The sequence below is a fragment of the Micromonospora sp. NPDC048835 genome (assembly GCF_040649995.1).
Classification (GTDB): Bacteria; Actinomycetota; Actinomycetes; order Mycobacteriales; family Micromonosporaceae; genus Micromonospora.
The window spans coordinates 1-19,830 of record NZ_JBEZGM010000010.1 but is presented as its reverse complement, the minus strand read 5'-3'; the positions used below and the strand labels follow the sequence as shown (position 1 = coordinate 19,830).

The 19,830-nt window shown below is 72.1% G+C and carries 20 protein-coding genes and 3 tRNA genes; 14 read left to right on the top strand and 9 right to left on the bottom strand.

Annotation, left to right across the window (positions count from 1 at the left end):
- Positions 1-80 precede the first annotated feature (80 nt).
- Together AB0C15_RS14210 and AB0C15_RS14205 are read right to left on the bottom strand one after the other, a co-directional pair.
- The gene (locus tag AB0C15_RS14210; RefSeq protein ID WP_238671028.1) at positions 81-437 is read right to left on the bottom strand and encodes a hypothetical protein; all 357 of its coding nucleotides are present in this window, start codon (positions 435-437) and stop codon (positions 81-83) included.
- A 309-nt stretch (positions 438-746) separates the two neighbouring features.
- Positions 747-1,589, bottom strand: coding sequence for an FAD:protein FMN transferase (locus tag AB0C15_RS14205; RefSeq protein ID WP_357351784.1), 843 nt, complete (start codon positions 1,587-1,589; stop codon positions 747-749).
- 228 nt (positions 1,590-1,817) lie between these two features.
- Here AB0C15_RS14205 and AB0C15_RS14200 point away from each other — a divergent pair, with 228 nt between their 5' ends.
- Both AB0C15_RS14200 and AB0C15_RS14195 read left to right on the top strand, forming a co-directional pair.
- Positions 1,818-2,849: a 3-isopropylmalate dehydrogenase gene (locus tag AB0C15_RS14200; RefSeq protein ID WP_357351782.1), complete on the top strand. Its 1,032-nt coding sequence runs from the start codon at positions 1,818-1,820 to the stop codon at positions 2,847-2,849.
- Between the two features lie 152 nt (positions 2,850-3,001).
- The gene (locus AB0C15_RS14195; protein WP_357351780.1) at positions 3,002-4,099 is read left to right on the top strand and encodes a branched-chain amino acid aminotransferase; all 1,098 of its coding nucleotides are present in this window, start codon (positions 3,002-3,004) and stop codon (positions 4,097-4,099) included.
- A gap of 51 nt (positions 4,100-4,150) precedes the next feature.
- On the opposite strand, the gene AB0C15_RS14190 is transcribed toward AB0C15_RS14195, so the two are convergent.
- The 4 genes from AB0C15_RS14190 to AB0C15_RS14175 all read right to left on the bottom strand — a co-directional run bounded on the left by AB0C15_RS14190 (position 4,151) and on the right by AB0C15_RS14175 (position 6,329).
- The gene (locus AB0C15_RS14190) at positions 4,151-4,921 is read right to left on the bottom strand and encodes a tyrosine-protein phosphatase (RefSeq protein WP_357351778.1); all 771 of its coding nucleotides are present in this window, start codon (positions 4,919-4,921) and stop codon (positions 4,151-4,153) included.
- Positions 4,922-4,976: 55 nt separating this feature from the next.
- On the bottom strand, positions 4,977-5,435 hold the full coding sequence (locus AB0C15_RS14185; RefSeq protein WP_357351776.1) for a PRC-barrel domain containing protein: 459 nt from the start codon (positions 5,433-5,435) through the stop codon (positions 4,977-4,979).
- A gap of 184 nt (positions 5,436-5,619) precedes the next feature.
- Positions 5,620-6,150 carry a carboxymuconolactone decarboxylase family protein gene (locus AB0C15_RS14180; protein WP_357351774.1) on the bottom strand — a complete coding sequence of 177 codons (531 nt, stop codon included), beginning with the start codon at positions 6,148-6,150 and terminating at the stop codon, positions 5,620-5,622.
- Between the two features lie 2 nt (positions 6,151-6,152).
- Positions 6,153-6,329 carry a hypothetical protein gene (locus tag AB0C15_RS14175; RefSeq protein ID WP_357351772.1) on the bottom strand — a complete coding sequence of 59 codons (177 nt, stop codon included), beginning with the start codon at positions 6,327-6,329 and terminating at the stop codon, positions 6,153-6,155.
- Positions 6,330-6,647: 318 nt separating this feature from the next.
- On the opposite strand from AB0C15_RS14175, the gene cimA reads away from it, so the two are divergent.
- Positions 6,648-8,231, top strand: a complete 1,584-nt coding sequence (gene cimA, locus AB0C15_RS14170; protein WP_357351770.1) for a citramalate synthase — start codon at positions 6,648-6,650, stop codon at positions 8,229-8,231.
- Positions 8,232-8,472: 241 nt separating this feature from the next.
- Here cimA and AB0C15_RS14165 read toward each other — a convergent pair whose 3' ends face one another.
- Entirely contained in the window at positions 8,473-9,417 is a 945-nt protein-coding gene (locus AB0C15_RS14165; protein ID WP_357352140.1) for an endonuclease/exonuclease/phosphatase family protein, read from the bottom strand.
- A gap of 388 nt (positions 9,418-9,805) precedes the next feature.
- Here AB0C15_RS14165 and AB0C15_RS14160 point away from each other — a divergent pair, with 388 nt between their 5' ends.
- From AB0C15_RS14160 to arfB, 7 genes are all read left to right on the top strand, one after another.
- Positions 9,806-10,312 (top strand): hypothetical protein, encoded by a 507-nt coding sequence (locus AB0C15_RS14160; protein ID WP_357351768.1) that lies wholly within the window; start codon positions 9,806-9,808, stop codon positions 10,310-10,312.
- 223 nt (positions 10,313-10,535) lie between these two features.
- Entirely contained in the window at positions 10,536-11,585 is a 1,050-nt protein-coding gene (locus AB0C15_RS14155; RefSeq protein ID WP_357351766.1) for an AAA family ATPase, read from the top strand.
- Complete coding sequence (locus AB0C15_RS14150; protein ID WP_357351764.1) at positions 11,582-12,607, top strand: DUF58 domain-containing protein; 1,026 nt, start codon at positions 11,582-11,584, stop codon at positions 12,605-12,607. Before AB0C15_RS14155 ends, AB0C15_RS14150 begins: the two co-directional genes overlap by 4 nt.
- Positions 12,604-13,563, top strand: coding sequence for a VWA domain-containing protein (locus tag AB0C15_RS14145; RefSeq protein WP_357351762.1), 960 nt, complete (start codon positions 12,604-12,606; stop codon positions 13,561-13,563). The genes AB0C15_RS14150 and AB0C15_RS14145 overlap by 4 nt, the downstream gene beginning before the upstream one ends.
- Positions 13,564-13,601: 38 nt before the next feature.
- Positions 13,602-14,471, top strand: a complete 870-nt coding sequence (locus AB0C15_RS14140) for a trypsin-like peptidase domain-containing protein (RefSeq protein ID WP_357351760.1) — start codon at positions 13,602-13,604, stop codon at positions 14,469-14,471.
- Between the two features lie 99 nt (positions 14,472-14,570).
- A complete protein-coding gene (locus tag AB0C15_RS14135; protein ID WP_357351758.1) occupies positions 14,571-14,867 on the top strand; it encodes a hypothetical protein in 297 nt (98 codons plus the stop codon).
- 34 nt (positions 14,868-14,901) lie between these two features.
- Complete coding sequence (arfB, locus tag AB0C15_RS14130; protein WP_357351756.1) at positions 14,902-15,327, top strand: alternative ribosome rescue aminoacyl-tRNA hydrolase ArfB; 426 nt, start codon at positions 14,902-14,904, stop codon at positions 15,325-15,327.
- Between the two features lie 149 nt (positions 15,328-15,476).
- Here arfB and AB0C15_RS14125 read toward each other — a convergent pair whose 3' ends face one another.
- Positions 15,477-16,346, bottom strand: a complete 870-nt coding sequence (locus AB0C15_RS14125) for a 3-methyladenine DNA glycosylase (RefSeq protein WP_357351754.1) — start codon at positions 16,344-16,346, stop codon at positions 15,477-15,479.
- Positions 16,347-16,380: 34 nt separating this feature from the next.
- Positions 16,381-17,595 (bottom strand): hypothetical protein, encoded by a 1,215-nt coding sequence (locus AB0C15_RS14120; protein ID WP_357352138.1) that lies wholly within the window; start codon positions 17,593-17,595, stop codon positions 16,381-16,383.
- Positions 17,596-18,162: 567 nt separating this feature from the next.
- Between AB0C15_RS14120 and AB0C15_RS14115 the strand changes: the two genes are divergently transcribed.
- The 4 genes from AB0C15_RS14115 (at position 18,163) to AB0C15_RS14100 (ending at position 19,755) form a co-directional block, all read left to right on the top strand.
- A complete protein-coding gene (locus AB0C15_RS14115; RefSeq protein WP_357351752.1) occupies positions 18,163-18,966 on the top strand; it encodes a fumarylacetoacetate hydrolase family protein in 804 nt (267 codons plus the stop codon).
- 108 nt (positions 18,967-19,074) lie between these two features.
- Positions 19,075-19,146: transfer RNA gene (locus AB0C15_RS14110), tRNA-Gln, on the top strand.
- 133 nt (positions 19,147-19,279) lie between these two features.
- Positions 19,280-19,352, top strand: a tRNA-Glu gene (locus AB0C15_RS14105).
- A gap of 330 nt (positions 19,353-19,682) precedes the next feature.
- Positions 19,683-19,755, top strand: a tRNA-Glu gene (locus tag AB0C15_RS14100).
- Positions 19,756-19,830: the final 75 nt, after the last annotated feature.

Here is a 19,830-nt window from a genome sequence, read left to right as displayed (position 1 = left end):
GATTCGCCGGGCCCCTCGTCATTTCCTGTCCGTGCCGCGCCGCCGGTCGGGTCAGCCGTGCAGCCGCGCCGCCGGTCGGGTCAGCCGTGCAGTCGCGCCGGAGGCGGGTAGACCGAGCCGTCCTGCGGGTCGAACAACATCAGCCCGTGCTCGCCGGCCAGCCGCTCGATGTCCAAAAGCACCTGGTCCGCGCAGGTCGGGTGCAGGTTCAACTCGACGTGGTCGTGGGCCGCGTGCAGCGGCGCCACCGCCCACGGGCTGTTCGGGCCGGGGTGACGGTCCGGATAGGAGGCGGTGATCGCCCGGTAGAAGCTGACCACCCGCGGGTCGGGGTAGCGGTCCACGTGCCGTCCCTGCCGGCAACCGTTGACCGCTGTCCGTACGTCCTCGGGCGTCGCCCCGTCCTCCAGGGCCCACACGCTCAGATCGAAACTCACGGCGGATAGCGTGCCATCCGCCGTTCACCATGTCGAAACTGCCTCGCCGCCGGTCAACCAACGATCGCCGCAGTCTCCGGTCGAGACGGTCCGGTGTGGAGACTCTTGCGTCGAGTTGCGTCGATTCGCTAGCGTACGCACTGCGGTCACTGGCCGAGTTCGCGGCGCCGGCCCGTCTTCGGGTGGCGCGGTCGACGTCCGGCCCGACCGGTCCGCACCCCTCGGTTGTGCGAGCCACGCGCACTCGTCGCTGACCGGCCCCCATGGTCGTTGCCGAGACTGTGGGGGCCGATCGCGGCGACGCTCCGCTCAGCGACGGTGTGCGAAGAGCGCGCGATAGTCGGAGTTGCCCCGGAACCACGTCAGGCCGGTGGCGCCGGCCGCGTAGAGCGCGGTGGCGTAGGCGTCGGCGAACGTCAGGTCGGGGCCCACGACGGTGGCGGCGACGAGGTGGTTTGCCGGCTCGCCGGTGTGCGGGTCCACCACATGCCCCTGGCGGCCGGTCACCCCGGAGGTGCCGATCGCGCCGGCGGTCATCTCCAGCACCAGCGGCGCGCGTTCGGGTGCGGTCGGGTGGTGCACCGCCACCCGCCAGGGGCCCCCGTGCGGCGCGCGGCCCCGGACGACGAGGTCGGCGCCGGCGAGTACGGCGTAGTCGTGGATGCCGGCGGCCCGGAGTCGCTCGGCGGCGCGTTCCACCGCCCAACCGCCGAGCAGGCCGCCCGGGTCGAAGCCGCCGGGTACCGCCCACGCGTCGAACCACCCGTCGGTGGCCGCGCGCATCGCCGCGCAGCGGTCCACCAGGTCGGCGAGCGGTGGGTACGAGTCCGGGCTGATCTCGCCCCGACGTAGCCGGGAGACCAGGCTCTCCGGTCGGTGGGGGCTGTAGGTGAGGTCGATGGCGCGCAGCTCGGCGACGCTGTCCCGCAGTGCTTCGCCGACACCCCGGCGGCCGAGCCACTCGGGCGCGTTGAGCAGCAGGGTGTACTCCGCGGTCGCGGTGCGTACGGTGTGCTGCACCGCGATCCGGCCCTCGGTGGCGGCGGTCGGGTCGATCCGCTGTCGGCGGCTGCCGAGTCGGAGGTCCGGCCGGCGGTTACGGAACGCGGACGGGTCCGGCCAGCGGGTCCGTGGCTGCTCGTCGATGCGCATCGCATCTGCCCCCTCGCACGTGGCGTCGCGTCCGCGCGACTCCGTTGGTCGGCAGGCCCCCGCGACCCACCGAGCACTACGGTAGGCAGCGGAGATGACCGCCCCATGAGTCCCAGCTGAGAGGGTGCTGTGCATCTGCGCGTCCCAAATTATGGACGCTCCGTACCGGGAGGCGGGACGGCGACGTACCGTTGCCCGGACTGAACCGTTGAACAGAGGAGTGCGGTCGTGGCGCGGATCGCGGTGGTGGCCGGAGACGGCATCGGGCCCGAGGTGGTCGCGCAGGCCCGCAAGGTCCTCGACGCGGTGCTGCCCGACGTGCAGGCCACCGAGTACGACCTCGGTGCCGCCCGCTGGCACCGCACCGGCGAGGTGCTGCCCGACTCGGTGCTTACCGAGCTGGCCGGGCACGACGCCATCCTGCTCGGTGCGGTCGGCGACCCGACGGTCCCGCCGGGTGTGCTGGAGCGGGGGCTGCTGCTCAAGCTCCGCTTCGCCTTCGACCAGTACGTCAACCTGCGCCCGTCCCGGCTCTGGTCCGGGGTCGCCGGCCCGCTGAGCGCCGTGAAGCCGGGCGAGGTCGACCTCGTGGTGGTGCGCGAGGGCACCGAGGGGCTCTATGCCGGCGCCGGTGGTTCCCTGCACCGGGACACCCCGGCCGAGGTCGCCACCGAGGAGAGCCTGAACACCCGACACGGCGTGGAGCGGGTGATCCGCGACGCGTTCGCCCGCGCCGGCCGCCGGGAGCGGCGCAAGGTCACCCTCGTGCACAAGACCAACGTGCTCACCCACGCCGGGTCGCTGTGGGCGCGCACGTTCGACGCGGTCGCCGCCGAGCACCCGGACATCGCCACCGAGTACCAGCACGTCGACGCGGCGGCCATGTTCCTGGTCACCCAGCCGCAGCGCTACGACGTGGTGGTCACCGACAACCTCTTCGGCGACATCCTCACCGACATCGCCGCCGCCGTCACCGGAGGGATCGGGCTGGCCGCCAGCGGCTGCATCAACCCCGAGGGGGCGTACCCCTCGATGTTCGAGCCGGTGCACGGCTCGGCGCCGGACATCGCCGGGCAGGGCGTCGCCGACCCGGTCGCCGCGGTGCTCTCCGCCGCGTTGCTGCTGGAGCAGCTCGGGCACAGCGAGGCTGCCGCCCGGGTCGACGCGGCGGTCGCCGCCGAGCTGGCCAGCCGGGTTCCGGGTGTGACGCTGCGTACCGAAGAGGTCGGCGACCGGCTCGCCGCCCACGCCGTAGCCTGACGTCTCGGCGACCGACCCGACGTCGGCCTGGCCGGGCACTCCGCCCGGCCCACCCGCCGCTACCCGCTTAACGACCGTTCGGGGTAGGTTTCTGGTACAGCCATGTCGGTGTGCGGTCCCGCATGCCGTTTTTCCCCAGGGAGGCCAGTGCGATGAGCGGTGGTGACACGCTCGACTTCGAGATCCGTCCGAATGCCGCGCCGGTATCCGCCTCCGATCGGGCCGCGCTGCTGACCAACCCCGGCTTCGGCCGGGTCTTCACCGACCACATGGTCACCGTCCGCTACGCCGACGGCAAGGGCTGGTACGACGCCCGGGTGGAGGCCCGTGGGCCGATCCCGATGGACCCGGCCAGCGCGGTGCTGCACTACGCGCAGGAGATCTTCGAAGGGCTCAAGGCGTACCGCACGGCCGACGGTGGCGTGACGATGTTCCGGCCGGACGCCAACGCGGCCCGCTTCGCCACCTCCGCGCAGCGGATGGCGATGCCGGTGCTGCCGCCGGAGGTGTTCGTCGACTCGCTGCACAAGCTCATCGAGATCGACCGGGAGTGGATCCCCACCGACGAGGACGGCAGCCTCTACCTGCGGCCCTTCATGTTCGCCAGCGAGGTCTTCCTCGGCGTCCGCCCGGCCAACGAGTACCTCTACATGGTGATCGCCTCACCGGCCGGGTCGTACTTCAGCGGCGGGGTCAAGCCGGTCACCGTCTGGGTCTCCCCGGACTACACCCGGGCCGCGCCCGGTGGCACCGGCGCCGCCAAGTGTGGCGGCAACTACGCCGCGTCGCTGGCGGCCCAGGCGGAGGCCATCGAGGCCGGCTGCGACCAGGTCGTCTTCCTGGACGCGGTGGAGCGTCGGTTCGTCGACGAACTGGGCGGCATGAACGTGTTCTTCGTCTACGACGACGGCACCGTGGTCACCCCGCCGCTGACCGGCACGATCCTGCCGGGCATCACCCGGGACGCCGTTCTCGCGCTTGCCGGCGCGGCCGGTCACCGGGTCGAGGAGCGACCGGTCAGCTTCGCCGACTGGCAGGCCGACGCCGCCAGCGGTCGCCTCCGGGAGGTCTTCGCCTGCGGTACCGCCGCGGTGGTCACCCCGATCGGTGGGGTCCGTTCCCCCGAGGGCGAGTTCCTGATCGGTGGTGGCGAGCCCGGTCAGGTCACCATGGCGCTGCGTCAGCAGTTGGTCGACATCCAGCGGGGCAAGGCTGCCGACCCGCACGGTTGGGTGCAGCGGGTCTTCTGACCCCGGTGACCGCGCCGGCCCGTCCACCCGGACAGGCCGGCGCGGTCGGCCCTACGCGTCGGCGGGTTTCGCCGTGCCGGGCTCGCCGAGCAGGTGGTCGCGGAGCGCGGCGAGCTGCTCGTCGGTCACGCCGGCATGGCGCAGGTACGCCTCCACCGAGCCGTGCCCGGCGCGCAGCTCGTCGAGGAAGATCTGCATCGCCTCGGCGGGGGAACTCAGGAACGGCGCCGGCACATTCACCGCCTCCGGCATGACGGTGGCCAGCCAGGCGCTGTACCGGGCCGACGCCGCGGTGCTCAACGCGTAGTCCGCGGTGATGTCCGCGTCGTCCACGCCGAGCACGGCGAGGGTCAGCGCGCAGACGATGCCGGTGCGGTCCTTGCCGGCGACGCAGTGCACCACCACCGGGGCGTTTGCGGAGTCGGCGATCAGCCCGACCGCCTCGCCCAGCCCGGCGGTGCCGGTCTGGGCCAGGTCGGCGTACCTGTCGGCGAGGTACCGGGCCAGGCTGGCACCCTCCTCGTGCGGCGTCTTCGTCCAGTCGTCGTGCTCCGGGTGGATGTTCCGGTAGGTCAGCCCCTGGTACGCCGGCACCCGGCCGTCCCGCTCCACCTCGGTGGGGCGACGGAGGTCGATGACGGTGCGGATCCCGATCGCGGCGAACGCGTCCCGGTCCTGTTCGGTGAGGCGGTGCAGTGAGTCGGAGCGGTAGAGCCGGCCCCGGCGAACGGAGCGGTCGTCGTGGCCGACGTAGCCGCCGACGTCGCGGAAGTTGAAGGTGGCGGGGAGCGAGAGCTGGCGATTGTCCTCGATGGCGTCCACGTTCACACGGTAACGGCCGGTGGGGCGGTGCCCCACCGGCCGACGGGTCGAACAGTCACCGTGCCGTGCCGGGTGGCAGCGCGCCGTACGTCTCGTCGTAGTAGCCACCCAACTGGTCCCGGTAGGCCGGGTCGCTGTGGCTCGTCTCGTCGTACTCCGGGGCGGCCTTGATCTGGTCCCGGGTCCGGTCGACGGAGACGGTGCGCTGGTCGTGGTCGACCTGGTTGATGGTGCCGGCCGGCAGCATCACCTTCTTGCCGAAGATCCACGGCCCGGTGTCCACGACGAGGTAGCTGCCACCCACCTCGTGGCTCGCGCTGTCGATCTTGCCGACCCCGCCGTCGGTGGCCTCGACCTTGTAGCCGACCAGATCGGCGTCGGCCACGCCGGCCTGGTCGCGGTAGCGCCAGGGGTCGAACGTGCCGGCCGGCGCGCCCCCGGGAACCGAGCCCTGGTCACCGCCAGGCAGTGGGTCCGGCCCGGCGTGAGTGGCGTGCGGATCGATCCTGTCCATGCCGTTCACTCCTGACTGTCACCGATCACCTGATGTCCCCTAGGAGCTACCCGAGCGTCGGGGGCCGGAAACGGCGAGGGGCCGACGCCCGCGAGGTGCGGCGATCCGGCCGACGCCCGGGAGGTGCGGCGATCCGGCCGACGCCCGCGAGGTGCGGCATCGGCCCGTCCGGGGCGTACCGCGTTCAGGCCAGCGCTGCCTCGGCGTCCAGGGTGACCGCCGCGGCGTGCACCACGGCGGAGATCCGCAGGGCGTCGTGCAGTTGCTCCGGGGTGAGACCGCTGGCGCGCAGCTTCTTCTCGTGCAACTCCAAACACACGGCGCAGCCGGCGATCGCCGACACGGCGAAGCACCACAGTTCGAAGTCGTACTTGTCCACGCCCGGTCGCGCGATGATCCGCATCCGCAGCCGGGCCGGCATCGAGGCGTACCGCTCGTCGCCGACGAGGTGCTTGGCCTGGTAGTAGACGTTGTTCATCGCCATGATCGCGGCGGCGCCCTTGGCGGCCTCGACACCCTCCGGCCCGAGGTGCCCGAGTGCCTCGTCCGCGACCTCGCGCAGCACCACCGGGTTACGGGCTGCCACCGCGCAGGCAAGCGCGGTGCCCCAGGTCTGCGCCGGGGTCAACGCCGTGGTGCCGAGGGTGGAGCCCAGATTGAGCGCGATGTCCCGGGCGTACCCGGGCAGGGCTGCGGTGATCGCGTCCAGACCCATGATCAGACCCCGGCGGTCTTCGCCGGGCTGATGGCGGTGCGAGCCATCGGCCCGACGAAGACCACACGCCACTTGCCCTCGTGGGACATGTGGTCGATCGTCCTGGACGTGTTGTTGGCGCCCGACGATACGCAGGCGGTGGGCCTGTGCTCAGGTAAGCGGTCACTGACGGTGAGCACAGGTCCTCCTTGGCGACGGCGCGGTGGCCGTCCTCGGATCCGTTCCAGATGCTTCCGCATGGCTGGTGCCGCTGATCAGCGGCCTGGGGGGCTTGTGAAGCCGATCACGAGCGGTGGTGCGGGCTGAACGAACCCTCAGTAACTGTCCCGCCATATGGATTGATCCTCCCAAAACCCGGCGAGGGGTGGCAGAGTGGCCATCGTGACCAGCACCGCCCTGATTATTGCGACCTAGCGCGCCGGCTCTCCCCTCTGCCGAGCGCGCAGACCTCCCGCATCCCGCGGGAGGTCTTTTTGTTGCTCCGAGAAAGGATCCTGATGACGTTCCAGGTCTTCGACACCACATTGCGCGACGGCGCCCAGCGCGAGGGGCTCACCTACTCGGTGGTCGACAAGCTGGCCGTGGCCCGGCTGCTCGACGAGTTCGGCGTCGGCTTCATCGAGGGCGGCTGGCCGGGCGCGGTACCGAAGGACACCGAGTTCTTCCGCCGCGCCCGCACCGAGTTGGACCTGCGGCATGCCGTACTCGTCGCGTTCGGCGCCACCCGTAAGGCCGGCGTTCCGGTCGCGGACGACCCCCAGGTGCAGGCCCTGCTGGACGCGCAGACCCCGGCGGTGGCCCTGGTCGCCAAGGCCGACACCCGGCACGTCGAACGCGCCCTGCGCACCACCGGCGCAGAGAACCTGGCGATGATCCACGACACCGTCGACCACCTCGTCCGCGAGGGCCGGCGCGTCTTCGTCGACGGCGAACACTTCTTCGACGGCTACCGGCACGACCCCGCGTACGGCGCCGCCGTGGTGCAGACCGCGCTCGCCGCCGGCGCCGAGCGGATGGTGCTCTGCGACACCAACGGCGGCATGCTGCCGTCGCAGGTGACCGCCGTGATCCTCGACCTGACCGAGCGGCTGGGGATCGACGCCGGGCTGCTCGGCATGCACGCCCAGAACGACACCGCCTGCGCGGTGGCCAACACCATCGCCGCAGTGGAAGCGGGCGTCCGCCACGTGCAGGGCACCGCCAACGGGTACGGCGAGCGCCCCGGCAACGCCGACCTCTTCGCGGTCGTCGCCAACCTCCAACTCAAGCTCGGCATGCCCGTCCTACCGGAGGGTTGCCTGGCACAGATGGTGCGGGTCTCGCACGCCATCGCCGAGATCGCAAACATCGCCCCCGACACCCACCAGGCGTACGCCGGGGCCGCCGCCTTCGCCCACAAGGCCGGGCTGCACGCGAGCGCGATCAAGGTCGACCCGTTGCTCTACAACCACGTGGACCCGGCGGTGGTGGGCAACGACATGCGGATCCTGGTCACCGAGATGGCCGGTCGGGCCAGCGTCGAGCTGAAGAGTCGCGAGCTCGGCCTGGACCTGGCCGGCAGCCCGGAGGCCCTGACCCGGGTCACCAAGCGGGTCAAGGAACTGGAGGCGGGTGGCTGGTCCTTCGAGGCCGCCGATGCGTCCTTCGAGTTGCTGGTCCGCTCCGAGCTGCCGGAGGGCAGCCCGGCCCGCCCGTTCACCCTGGAGTCGTACCGGGTGTTGGTCGAGCACCGCGAGGACGGCGCGGTGGTCTCCGAGGCGACCGTCAAGATCCGGGTTCGTGGGGAACGGGTGATCGCCACCGCTGAGGGCAACGGCCCGGTCAACGCCCTCGACGAGGCGCTGCGGGTGGGGCTGGAGCGGCACTACCCGCAGCTGCGCGACTTCGAACTGGCCGACTACAAGGTGCGCATCCTGGAGGGCAGCCACGGCACCGGCGCGGTCACCCGGGTCCTGTTGGAAACCTCGAACGGCAATGGCCGCGACTGGACCACGGTAGGCGTCCACCCCAACGTGGTCGAGGCCAGCTGGCACGCCCTGGTAGACGCCCTCACCTACGGCCTAGCCCCCACCTCCGTCTAACCCCCGCGCCCACCCCACGCCGCCCTTCGCCCCGACCCCGCCTACCTTCGCCCCGACCTGCCCCGACCTGCCCCGACCGCCGCCCCTGCGATCATGGAGTTGTGGTGGTGTACGTACCGGGCTTTGGTGCCCAAAGCCCCCACCACAACTCCTTGATCGGCGTGGGTCGTGGGGCGTGGGGCGTGGGGCGTGGGGCGTGGGGCGTGCGGTTGGGGGGGGCGGGGGCAGCGCGGGATGGGGTTTAGGGGGTGGGTTGGGGGAGGGTGAGAGTGGCTTGGACGGGGCGGTGGTCGCTGCCGGGCAGGGTCAGCACCCGTACGGAGCGGACGGCTATCCGGTGGTCGACCAGGACGTGGTCGATGGTGACGGGTGGGATGAGGTCGCCGTCGTACGGGCCCCAGGTGCCGGTCAGGCCCTGCCCCGTCGCGTCGGCGGCGTCGACGTAACCGGTGCGTAGCAGGGCCCGCAGTGGACCGTGGTCGAGGGTCGCGTTGAAGTCTCCGGCGAGGATCCGCAGGCCACCGTCCGGGGTGGCCGGTGGTTGGGCGGTCAGGTCGGCGCGCCACGCGCCCACCTGGTTGAGCGCGTACGGCGCCGAGGGGTGGGCCGACTCGACCCGGACCGGGGGCCCTCCGGGGACGGAGACCGTCGCGTACGCCTGGTTGAAGCCCCAACCGTTGAGGTTGCGTCGGGCGCCGCCGTCGGTGATCGGCCACCGCGAGTAGAGCCCGGAGCCGGCGGTGCCGATCTCCGGGTTGAGCTGCCGGTGCGGCAGCAGCGTGTCGAGGCCGAGCTGATCCAGAGCGGTCTGCGCGTCCGGGGTGAACTCCTGCACGGTGAGCACGTCCACCCGGTGTCGGCGGACGAGTTCCACGAGCGTTCGCGCGTCACCGGCGCCGGCGAGCAGGTTGGCGGTGAGGAGCCGCACGGTCGGCCCGCTCGCCGCCGGCTGCGGGCTGGCCAGCGCCCGAGGTGTGACGGTGCCGAGCAACGCCACCGCCGCCAGGGCCGCGAGCGCCGCCGGCCACCAGCGCCGCAGGGCGAGCGCGAGGGCCAGGACCAGCACGCTGCCGCCTGCGACGTACGGCGTGAAGGCGAGCGCCTGCACCAACGGCCCCCGGTCCAGGCCGAGCAGTCGGGCGACCGCCCAGAGGGCGGTGGGTGCGGCGGCGAGCCAGCAGAGCACCGTGCCGAGCCGCGCGTTCCGGCGCCGGGGCGGAGCGTCGATGATCACGACGGTGATCCTAGCCGGGCTCGGCGAAGCTATTTCGTGAATGGTGACGCACTCACATTTCACAATTGTCTGACGGTTGGTTGACACCCTGGAAAAGCGAGATCAACTATTGACTGGCCGCTTTTTCCGGTGCTACGTTCCATCTGGTTTAAACGACGCAACTCTGAGTAGTAACAGCAGCTCAGAGGGGATGTAGATTGCTGAGAAATCAATCTCCTCGGGTGTTAGGCGAAGCAGCTTCACCCCCACCCAACCGTCGTCGTACGCCTATTTTTGGGCAATCATCCGTCCCGCCCCGCGGGTCGGCCGAATTCACCCGGTCACACAAGGGGGACCTGTCATGAGTACATCCTTCCGACGTAAGGTGGCGGCGGTCACGTTCGCCGTCCTCGGGCTCAGTCTCGCCGGCGGGGGCATCGCTATCGCCCAGCCGTCGGCGAAGGCGCCGCAGGAAGCCGTCCAGCCGGCACGCGGCACGAACGCCCAGCCGCCGGTCAGCGCCGAGTCGGCGCGCATCGCCAAGGCGGCGCTGAAGGCGAACGCGGCCACTCCACTGGTGGCCACGAACGTCTTCACCGTCGTCAACTCCAACGGCACCAAGGCGCGCGGCACCGGCACCGTGGTCAAGTACGGCGTCGGGGAGTACGAGGTGATCTTCGGTCACAACGTCTCGGCCGGTGCCTTCCTGGCCACCCTCTCCCTGTCCGGCTCCTGCTGCATCCCGCCCGGCGGTGAGGTCTCGGTCGCCCCGCGGCTGCTGACGCCAAACGCGGTCTTCGTGCAGACCCGCAACTCGGCCGGTACGCCGGCCAACCTGGGCTTCACCCTGCTCACCCACACGCCCTGATCGAACCGGCACCGGCCCCCGCGCATCCTGCGCGGGGGCCGCTCGCCGTCCGGTCGAGGTGAGCCCTCCGGACCCGGCGTTCACCTGCCGGTTGCGTGCCGCTTCGACGGCCTCGCGCCGCTCGTCACCCTTCTGCGCGGTCCATGCCCGTTCGGGCTGCTGAAGGCCACTCCGGGCCGCACAATCCGACGTTTGCCGAGGGTGTGCCCGGGAAGCAAGCACCGTGACGGACATCTCGGACACCCTGGCCAGCATGCCCAGCCCGGTCGATCCGGAGCCGACCGGCATCGAGCTGGAACAGACCCTCTTCGAGGTCAAACGCGTGATCGTCGGGCAGGATCGCCTCGTCGAACGCCTGCTCACCGCCCTGGTCGCGAACGGACACTGCCTCCTGGAGGGGGTCCCCGGCGTGGCCAAGACCCTGGCCGCGCAGACCCTCGCGACAGTGGTCGGCGGCACCTTCTCCCGGATCCAGTTCACCCCGGACCTGGTGCCGTCCGACATCGTGGGCACCCGGATCTACCGGGCGTCCAAGGAGACCTTCGACATCGAGCTGGGCCCGATCATGGCCAATCTCGTGCTTGCCGACGAAATCAACCGGGCTCCCGCGAAGGTCCAGTCGGCGCTGCTGGAGGCGATGGCCGAGCGGCAGGTGTCGATAGGTGGTCGCAGCTGGCCCGTGCCGGAGCCGTTCCTGGTGCTGGCCACCCAGAACCCGATCGAGTCCGAGGGGGTCTACCAACTCCCCGAGGCGCAGCGGGACCGGTTCCTGATGAAGGTGGTCGTCGACTACCCCAGCGACGCCGACGAGCTGGCCATCCTCTACCGGATGAGCACCGACCGGCCGACTCCGCGCCAGGTGCTCGACGCCCAACGGCTGCGGGACCTCCAGATCCACGCCGAGCGGGTCTTCGTCCACCACGCGTTGGCCGAGTACGTGGTGCGGCTGATCCTCGCCACCCGCGACCCCGGCCGGTTCGGCCTGCCGGAGATCGCCCCGCTACTGGCGTACGGGGCCAGCCCACGCGCCACCCTGGGCCTGGTGGCGGCCGCCCGGGCGCAGGCCCTGCTGCGGGGTCGGGAGTACGTGCTGCCCGAGGACATCCGTGAGCTGGCCGTCGACGTCCTCGCCCACCGACTGGTGCTCTCCTTCGACGCGGTTGCCGACGGGGTGTCCGCCGAGAGCGTGGTGCGTCGGCTCGTCGAGGCGGTGTCGCCGCCCCGGCTGGCCGCCAGGCACCCCCAGCAGGCGCCGGACCTGGCGGCGGCATGAGACGCGCCGCCGTCGCGTCGGCAGGCACGCCCGCCGACCCCGGCCTGGCCGAGCTGGCACCGGACCAGCGCCTGCGCCGCCTGGAGCTGACCGTCACGCGCCGACTGAACGGTCTGCTGCACGGTCAGTACCGCGGTCTGCTGCCCGGCCCGGGCAGCGAACCGTCCGGCAGCCGCGAGTACCGGCCGGGCGAGGACGAGGTCCGCCGGATGGACTGGGCGGTGACGGCCCGGACCGCCGTGCCGCACGTCCGGCAGGTCGACGCCGACCGGGAACTGACCACCTGGCTCCTCGTCGACGGCAGCGCCAGCATGGAGTTCGGCACCGCCGAGCTGGACAAACGGGAACTGGCGGTGGCCGCCGTCGCGGCGGTCGGCTTCCTCACCGCGGGCGTCGGCAACCGGCTCGGTGCCCAGGTGCTGCGCGCCGACGGGGTACGTCGCTTCCCGGCCCGCAGCGGGCGTACCCATCTGCTTGCCCTGCTCCGCACGCTGCTCGCCGCCCCGCGCGCCACCGAGCCCACCGACCGGCCGGGGCGGGGGCCGACGGCCCGACCACCCGACCTCGCCGACGGACTCGACGCGCTGCACCGGATCGCCAACCGACGAGGGCTGGTCGTGGTGGTCTCCGACTTCCTCGACGGTCTGCCCGACGATCCCCACGCGGCAGCGCCCTGGGAGCGGACCCTGCGTCGGCTGGCCGTCCGGCACCAGGTGCTGGCGATCGAGGTGACCGACCCGCGTGAGTGGGAAATACCGGACGTCGGCCTGATCACGCTCGTCGACCCGGAGACCGGTCGACACCGCGAGGTGTGCACATCGGACCGGAGGCTGCGCGAGCGGTACGCGGAGGCCGCGACCGCCCAGCGCGAACAGGTCCACCAGGCGCTGCGCCGCAGTGGGGCCACCCACCTGCCGCTGCGCACCGACGGCGACTGGAGCGCGGACATCGTCCGACACGTGCACGCCCAGCGTCGGCTGGCCGCCGCCCCGGCCGGCCAATTCCGGGGAGGTGTCGCGTGATCTGGCAGTCGCCGCTGCGACTCTGGCTGCTGATCGGCGTGCTCGCCCTGGTCGTCGCGTACCTCGTGGTGCAGCGGCGACGCAGCCGGTACGCGGTCCGCTTCACCAACCTGCGACTGCTGGACCGGGTCGCGCCGCAACGGCCCGCCTGGCGTCGGCACGTACCGGCTGGGCTCTTCCTGGCCATGCTGGCGCTGCTCGTGGTCGGCTTCGCCCGCCCGAGCGCCGAGGTCCGGGTGCCCCGGGAACGGGCCACCGTGATGGTGGCGGTGGACGTCTCCACCTCGATGCTCGCCACCGACGTCGAACCGGACCGGTTGGCCGCGGCGAAGCAGGCCGCCCGGCGCTTCGTCGAGGGTCTGCCCGACGAGTTCAACGTCGGGCTCGTCGCCTTCGCCGGCAGCGCCGCCGTGCTGGTGCCCCCGGGCACCGACCGGGACGCCCTCGACGAGGGGATCGGTCGGCTCGCCGAGGGCATCACCGGCGTGCAGGGCACCGCGATCGGTGAGGCCATCAACACCTCGCTCGGCGCGGTCAAGGGCCTGGACAGCGAAGCCGCGAAAGAGCCGCCGCCGGCCCGGATCATCCTGCTCTCCGACGGCGCCAACACCTCCGGGATGGACCCGATGGAGGCGGCCGCCGAGGCGGTGAAGGCGGAGGTGCCGGTGCACTCGATCTCGTTCGGCACACCGTCCGGGTTCGTCGACCGCGGTGGACGGCCCATCCAGGTACCCGTGGACGGGCAGACCCTCAAGGCGGTCGCCGAGGAGACCGGCGGGATGTTCCACGAGGCCAGCACCACCGACGAGCTGCGCGCCGTCTACGACGACATCGGCAGCTCGGTCGGCTACCGCACCGAGCGGCAGGACGTCTCGGCCCGGTTCATCGGCCTCGGACTGGTGTTCGCGATGGGTGCCGCCGCCGGCTCGATGCGCTGGTTCTCCCGGCTGCCCTGACCGCCGCGCACAACCGACGTCGACAGTGAGGAGTACGCATGGCAGTGCAGACCGGACTGGGCGAACCGCGTGGTCCCTGGTTCATCTCGCCGGAACTCGACCCGGACGGGCGCGGGTGGTGGGACGCGCCCGAACGCGACCCGGGCGGGCGACGGCCCGGGCGACTGCTGGCCGTACTGGGCGTGGTGGCGGTCTCGGCCGTCTCCGGTGCTCTCGCCGGTGGCGTGGTGGCCAGCCGGGACGGGGTCGGTGGCCCGGCTGCGGCGTCCGCCGCCCCGGTGCCGGCCGAGCTGGTCACCGCGGCCGAGAAGACCGTACCCGGGGTGGTGTCGGTGCTTGCTGGCGGCGCGACCGGCGGGTCCTCGACCGGCGGGTCCGCGACCGGGTCCGGCTTCGCCGTGGACGACCAGCAGCACCTCATCACCAACGACCACATCCTGGCCAAGGGCGGTGGCGGGCCGGTGACCGTGGAGCTGCCCGACGGCCGTCGGTTCGCCGCCGAGGTGGTCGGACGGGAGCCGCGCAGCGACCTGGCGGTACTCAAGGTGCCGGCGTCGGCGGGCCTCACCCCACTGCCCCTGGCCAAACCCGGCGCCACCCGGGTCGGTGAGCCGGTGCTCGCGGTCGGTTCGCCACTCGGCCTGGCCGGGACGGTCACCGCTGGCATCGTCAGCGCGCTGGACCGTGAGGTACGGCTCGGCAACAACCGGCACACGGCGGTGCAGACCGACGCCTCCATCAACCCCGGCAACTCCGGTGGGCCACTGGTGAACGCGCGCGGAGAGGTGGTCGGAGTGAACACCGCCATCGCCACCATCGATGGAAGCGGGTCGATCGGTATCGGGTTCGCCATTCCGATCGACCAGGTGCAGCAGACCGCCGACACGATCATCGGTAAGGGTGGCTGAGCTGCCCGAACGCCCGCCCGGCGGGCCACCACTGTCGGATATCCGGCCGGACGGCATCGGATCATGGAAATGTGCCGTTCGGTGTGAATACTGGCGGAGGTGGAGCGTCCTCTTCTCACGGTCCTCCTGCTGGTGGGCCTGGTCATCGGATGTGCAGTGGGGTCGGCGTACGCCCGGGCACGACGCGGGTGGAACGACTACCAGACCGTCAAGAAATCGGTGCCTGGCGCCCGCCGCGGAGCCTGGTCGCTGATCCGGGGCGTCACCGTCAAGGCCGCGGTGATCGGGCTGCTGCTCTTCGGCGCGGTGGCGTACGCGGCGGTCGGCTCCGACAACGAGACCGCCGGGCCGGCGCCCAGCCAGTCCCCGACCCGGAGCGAGCCCCCGCACCGATGACCTCCGACGGGGCGACGCGGGTTAGCCTCGGGGCGTGGACGACGGACTGCGGGTGACCGACCGGTGGGTCGTCCCGGCCGGGGAGTTGCGGGAGCGCTTCTCCCGCTCCTCGGGGCCGGGTGGCCAGGGTGTCAATACTGCGGACTCCCGGGTTGAACTGAGCTACGACCTGGCCAACTCTCCGGCCGTGCCCGACTGGCTGCGGTCGCGGGCGCTGGCCCGACTGGCCAACCGCCTGGTCGACGGGGTGCTGACGATCGCCGCGAGCGAGCACCGGGCCCAGTTGGCCAACCGCGAGGCCGCCCGGGCGCGGATGACCGCACTGCTGCGAGAGGCCGCAGCGCCGGCACCACCGGCCCGCCGAGCGACCCGCCCGTCCCGTGGGGCCAAGGAGCGTCGGCTCGCCGAGAAGAAACGCCAGTCCCAACGCAAGCGGGACCGCCGCGCCGACGACGACTGATCCGACAGCGTTCGGCGCGGTCGACGGTGACGTGCGGTGCGCAGCCACTCTCGGTCGATCAAGGAGTTGTGGTGCCCGGTCTGGTCGCACAAAGGCGCTTTGCGACCCACCACAACTCCATGATCGACGGCCTTTGGCCTGGGTGGCGGTTACTGGGCCGGGACGGCGGCGAGCAACCGGTCGCGCAGCACTGCGGCCCGCTCGGCGAAGGCGCGCTGCGCCGCCGCGTACTCGGCCCGGCCGTCCGGGGTCTCCACCCGCACCGGCGGGTAGCCCAGTGCCGCCAGGTCGTACGGGCTGGCCCGCATGTCCAAGGTGCGGACGTCCCGGGCCAGGTCGAACGCGTCGGCCACCAGCTCCGAAGAGACCAACGGCGACAACTTGTACGCCCACTTGTACAGGTCCATGTTGGCGTGCAGGCAGCCCGGCTGCTCGTGCGCGTGCTGCGTCTCCCGGGTCGGGGTGAGCAGGTTCAACGGGCGGGCCGGCGGGGTGAAGAACCGGAACGCGTCGAAGTGGCTGCACCGCACGCCCCGCTCCTCGACTACCGCTGCGGTCTGCTCCGCGCTCAACCGCAGTGGCCAGGCGTTGTGCCGCAGCTCGTCGCGGGTCTGCCGGTAGACCATCGCCCACTCGTGCATCCCGAAGCAGCCGAAGTGCGGCGCCCGCTCACGTGTCGCCGCCAGCAGGGTGCGGATCCAGGCGATCGACTCGCCGCGGCGGCCGCGTACCCCATCGGTGTCGAGGGTGACCCCGGCGGCGGTGGCGCGGTAGTCGCGGCCGAACTCGGCCGGATCCGCATCGCGCAGCTCGACCCCGGGGCCCGGATGCCAGCGACGAAGCTGGGCCGGGCGGTGCGAGTAGTAGGTGAACAGGAAGTCGGCCACCGGATGCCGCTCACCGCGCCGCCGCCGGGCCAGGTGCGGTGTCAGCCAGACGTCGACCCGTTCCTCGTGGGCCCGTCGGCGGGCCTGCCACTGCGCCACGTCGAGCACGGCGGGGGCGAGGGCGGCGGTCACGCACCCCAGGGTACGACCGCCGCCCGCGCACCGGTCAGGGCATCTGCACCCGGACCCCGGCGGAGAACACCCCGCTGCGCAGCTCCAGCTGCTGGGGCGGGTCCCGCCCGTCGACCGTGAAGACCAGCGGCAGCACCATCCGGGTGCCCGCGGCCATCGGGTCGGCGAAGACGTCCCGACCCAGGTTCGCCGTTCGGGTGGCCGACTCGTCGGTGCTCACCCACCGCCCACCGGGCAGGTACGCCCGTTGCAGCTCGCTGTGCCAGGGCTGGTGGTCGCCGGTGAGGTTGCGCACACCCACGGTGGCCTCGCAGCGTCGACCGTTGGCCGGTGCCGCACCACCGCCGGCGGACTTGCCGGCGGTGCCGGGCGCGCCGCAGATCATCCGGTACACGGTGAACTCGAACGCCGACTCCCGCAGCGGCACGCCAAGCGCCCCGGTGACCCCGGTGCCCCGCCACGCGCCGCTGGTGGGCTGCTTCTGTGTGTCGATCGCCGACACCTGTCGGGTCGCCGTCCAACCCACCGTCCCGACCAACCCGGCCAGCACCACGACGGCGGCGCCCACCAACATCCAGACCGGCGGGGTGCGCCGACGTCGTACCGGACTCGGGGCCGCCGGTCGGGGGTAGACCGTCCCGCGGCCATCCTCGGCTCCGCCGCCGGTGGAGAGCGCGGCGGCCGTCACCCGGCGACCGCGCCGACGCCGCCACACCCACACCAGGGCGGCGCTGAGCACCAGCAGGACCGCCAGCCCGGCGAGCAGCACCGGGTAGCGACGCCATACCGGCGCCTCGGTCACCTTGGCCGCCGGTGCCCCGGCCGCCTGCCAGGTGGCCGTGGCGCAGTCGTACGGCCGGCTGCCGTCACTCGTGAACGCGCAGGTCGGCGCGGTCACCGGCCGGCCCGGCGCGGTCGCGGCGAGCGCGGTGCCGAGCGTGGTGGTGCTGTGCGCCGGCAGTCGCAACCGCCAGGTCACCTCGGTGGACGATCCGCCGGCGGGGGTGGACCGGCCACCACCGCTGATCGCGGTCGTCGACGAGCCCGGCGGCAGTTCCTGACGCACCGTGGTCTCCAACGGCGAGTTGCTGACGTTGCGCACCTGGATCCGGTACCTCGGTGCCGGGCTGTTCTCCGTCGCGACGGCCACGGTCACCTGTTGCGGCGGCGCCGACGCCGGTGCCCGGGTGGGCGGCGCCATCGCCGGTGGCGCCGAGGGCGGGGTGGGCTCGGTCACCCTCGCGACCATCGCCACGGTCGGCCGGTCGGCCCGGTACACCTCCGGCCGCACCGCCGAGGTCCGTGGGTCGCCGGGACGTGGTGTGGCAGTGCCCGCCGGCCCGGCGGCCGGCGGCGGCGCGGTGGCGGCCGTCGCTGGTCCCGCTGTGGCCGCTGCCAGCCCGGGCGTGGCCGCCGCTTGCCTCGGTGTGGCCGTTGCTGGTCGCGGTGTGGCCGCTGCCGGTCCCGGTGTGGCCGCTGCTGGCCCCGGTGTGGCCGCCGCCGGTCGTGGCGTGGCCGCCGCCGGTCGTGGCGTGGCCGCCGCCTCCGGAGCCGCCGACGGCAGGGCCGGAACGGCGGCGAGGATGCCGAGGCAGTGCACGAACACTGCGAGGGCTCTGTGGTGTCGTGTCGATGCAGGCATACGACGAACCTCCGGAGCCGACGCTAGGGGCGAGCCGCCTCCGTGCGGGTACGAAGTCGGGAAGCCCGCCCCGGTCACCTCACGCTCCGGTAGGGTGCCGCGCTGCTGACGGGTTGAGCACACCCGAACGCCGGTCCTGGCCGGTCGGGGGGCCGGCGGGGCTAGATTGGCCGGGTGCGTATCGCTCGTTTCGCCCATGCCAAGGGAATGTCGTTCGGTGCCGTCGAAGGCGAGGTGGAGGCCGGGCCGCAGGGTCTGACCATCGCCGAGATCGAGGGTCACCCGTTCGGCAACCTCTCCTTCAGTGGGGCCCGCTGGGCCCTCTCCGACGTCCGGTTGCTCTCGCCGATCCTGCCCAGCAAGGTCGTCTGCGTCGGCCGCAACTACGCCGACCACGCCGCCGAGCTCGGCAACGAGGTGCCAAAGGAGCCGCTGCTCTTCCTCAAGCCGTCCACCTCGGTGATCGGCCCCCGCGACGCCATCCGCCTGCCGATCTTCTCCAAGCAGGTCGAGCACGAGGCCGAGTTGGCGGTCGTGATCGGGGCGCCCGGCGCGCGCCGCGCCGACCGGGCCGCCGCCGAACGCGCCATCTTCGGCTACACCTGCGCCAACGACGTCACCGCGCGGGACCTCCAGCGTTCGGACGGGCAGTGGACCCGGGCCAAGGGCTTCGACTCGTTCTGCCCGATCGGCCCGTGGATCACCACCGGGCTGGACGTCTCCGACCTGGAGATCCGGTGTGAGGTGGGTCGCAACCCGGAGGAGATGGAGGTACGCCAACTCGGCCGGACGAAGGACATGGTCTTCGACGTGCCGGGCCTGGTGTCGTACATCTCGCACGTGATGACTCTGCTGCCCGGCGACGTCGTTCTCACCGGCACTCCGGCCGGGGTTAGCCCGCTTGTCGAGGGGGATACGGTCACCGTGCGGATCGACGGCATCGGCGAGCTCACCAACCCGGTGGTTCCCGTCGCCTGATCCGTCTGATGCCCCTGTTTCCGCAGCTCAAGGGTGGTTCGGGGGGATCGGATTTGGCCTGTCGGCACCGGGAGGGTAAAGTTCACTCCCGGCGCCGCAAGGGGCCAATGGGGTATGGGGTAATTGGCAGCCCGACTGATTCTGGTTCAGTTAGTCTAGGTTCGAGTCCTGGTACCCCAGCGCTGCTGGAATTCGCGAGAATTTCAGACGCTGGATTCTGACGGAGTTCGACTCCGCCCCTCCGGGGGCGGAGGGCGGTCTTCGGTAGAGTGCAGCTCCTCCGCCGTAACGGTGGGGGAGCGAAAGTTGTTCTGGCCCCGTCGTCTAGCGGCCCAGGACGCCGCCCTCTCAAGGCGGTAGCGCCGGTTCGAATCCGGTCGGGGCTACATCGTGCACAGCCCGTCCCACCTCGTGGGGCGGGCTGTTTCGTGTCCGCCGCCGGGCTGTTCCCTGCCTGCCGGCAGGCCGTCTCGTGTTTGCCTCCGGGCCTGTTCCGTGTTTGCCGGCGGGCCTGTTTCTTGTGTGTCGGCGGGCCGTTCCTTGTGTGTCGGCGGCCCGTTCCTTGTGTGTCGGCGGCCCGTTCCTTGTCCGCCGGCGGGCCCGTTGGCTGCGCTGCCCTGCCTACTGGCGACCCCCGCACCCCGCGCTCGTGCCCGGGTACGGTGCCGCTAGACTACAGTCGCACCGCCCGCGAGGGCGGTGAACGGAAAAGTTCTGGCCCCGTCGTCTAGCGGCCCAGGACGCCGCCCTCTCAAGGCGGTAGCGCCGGTTCGAATCCGGTCGGGGCTACAACCAAAGGCTCACCTCGCTCCGCGAGGTGAGCCTTTCCCATACCCCCCGCCCCGCCCCGGCGCGGGGGGGGCC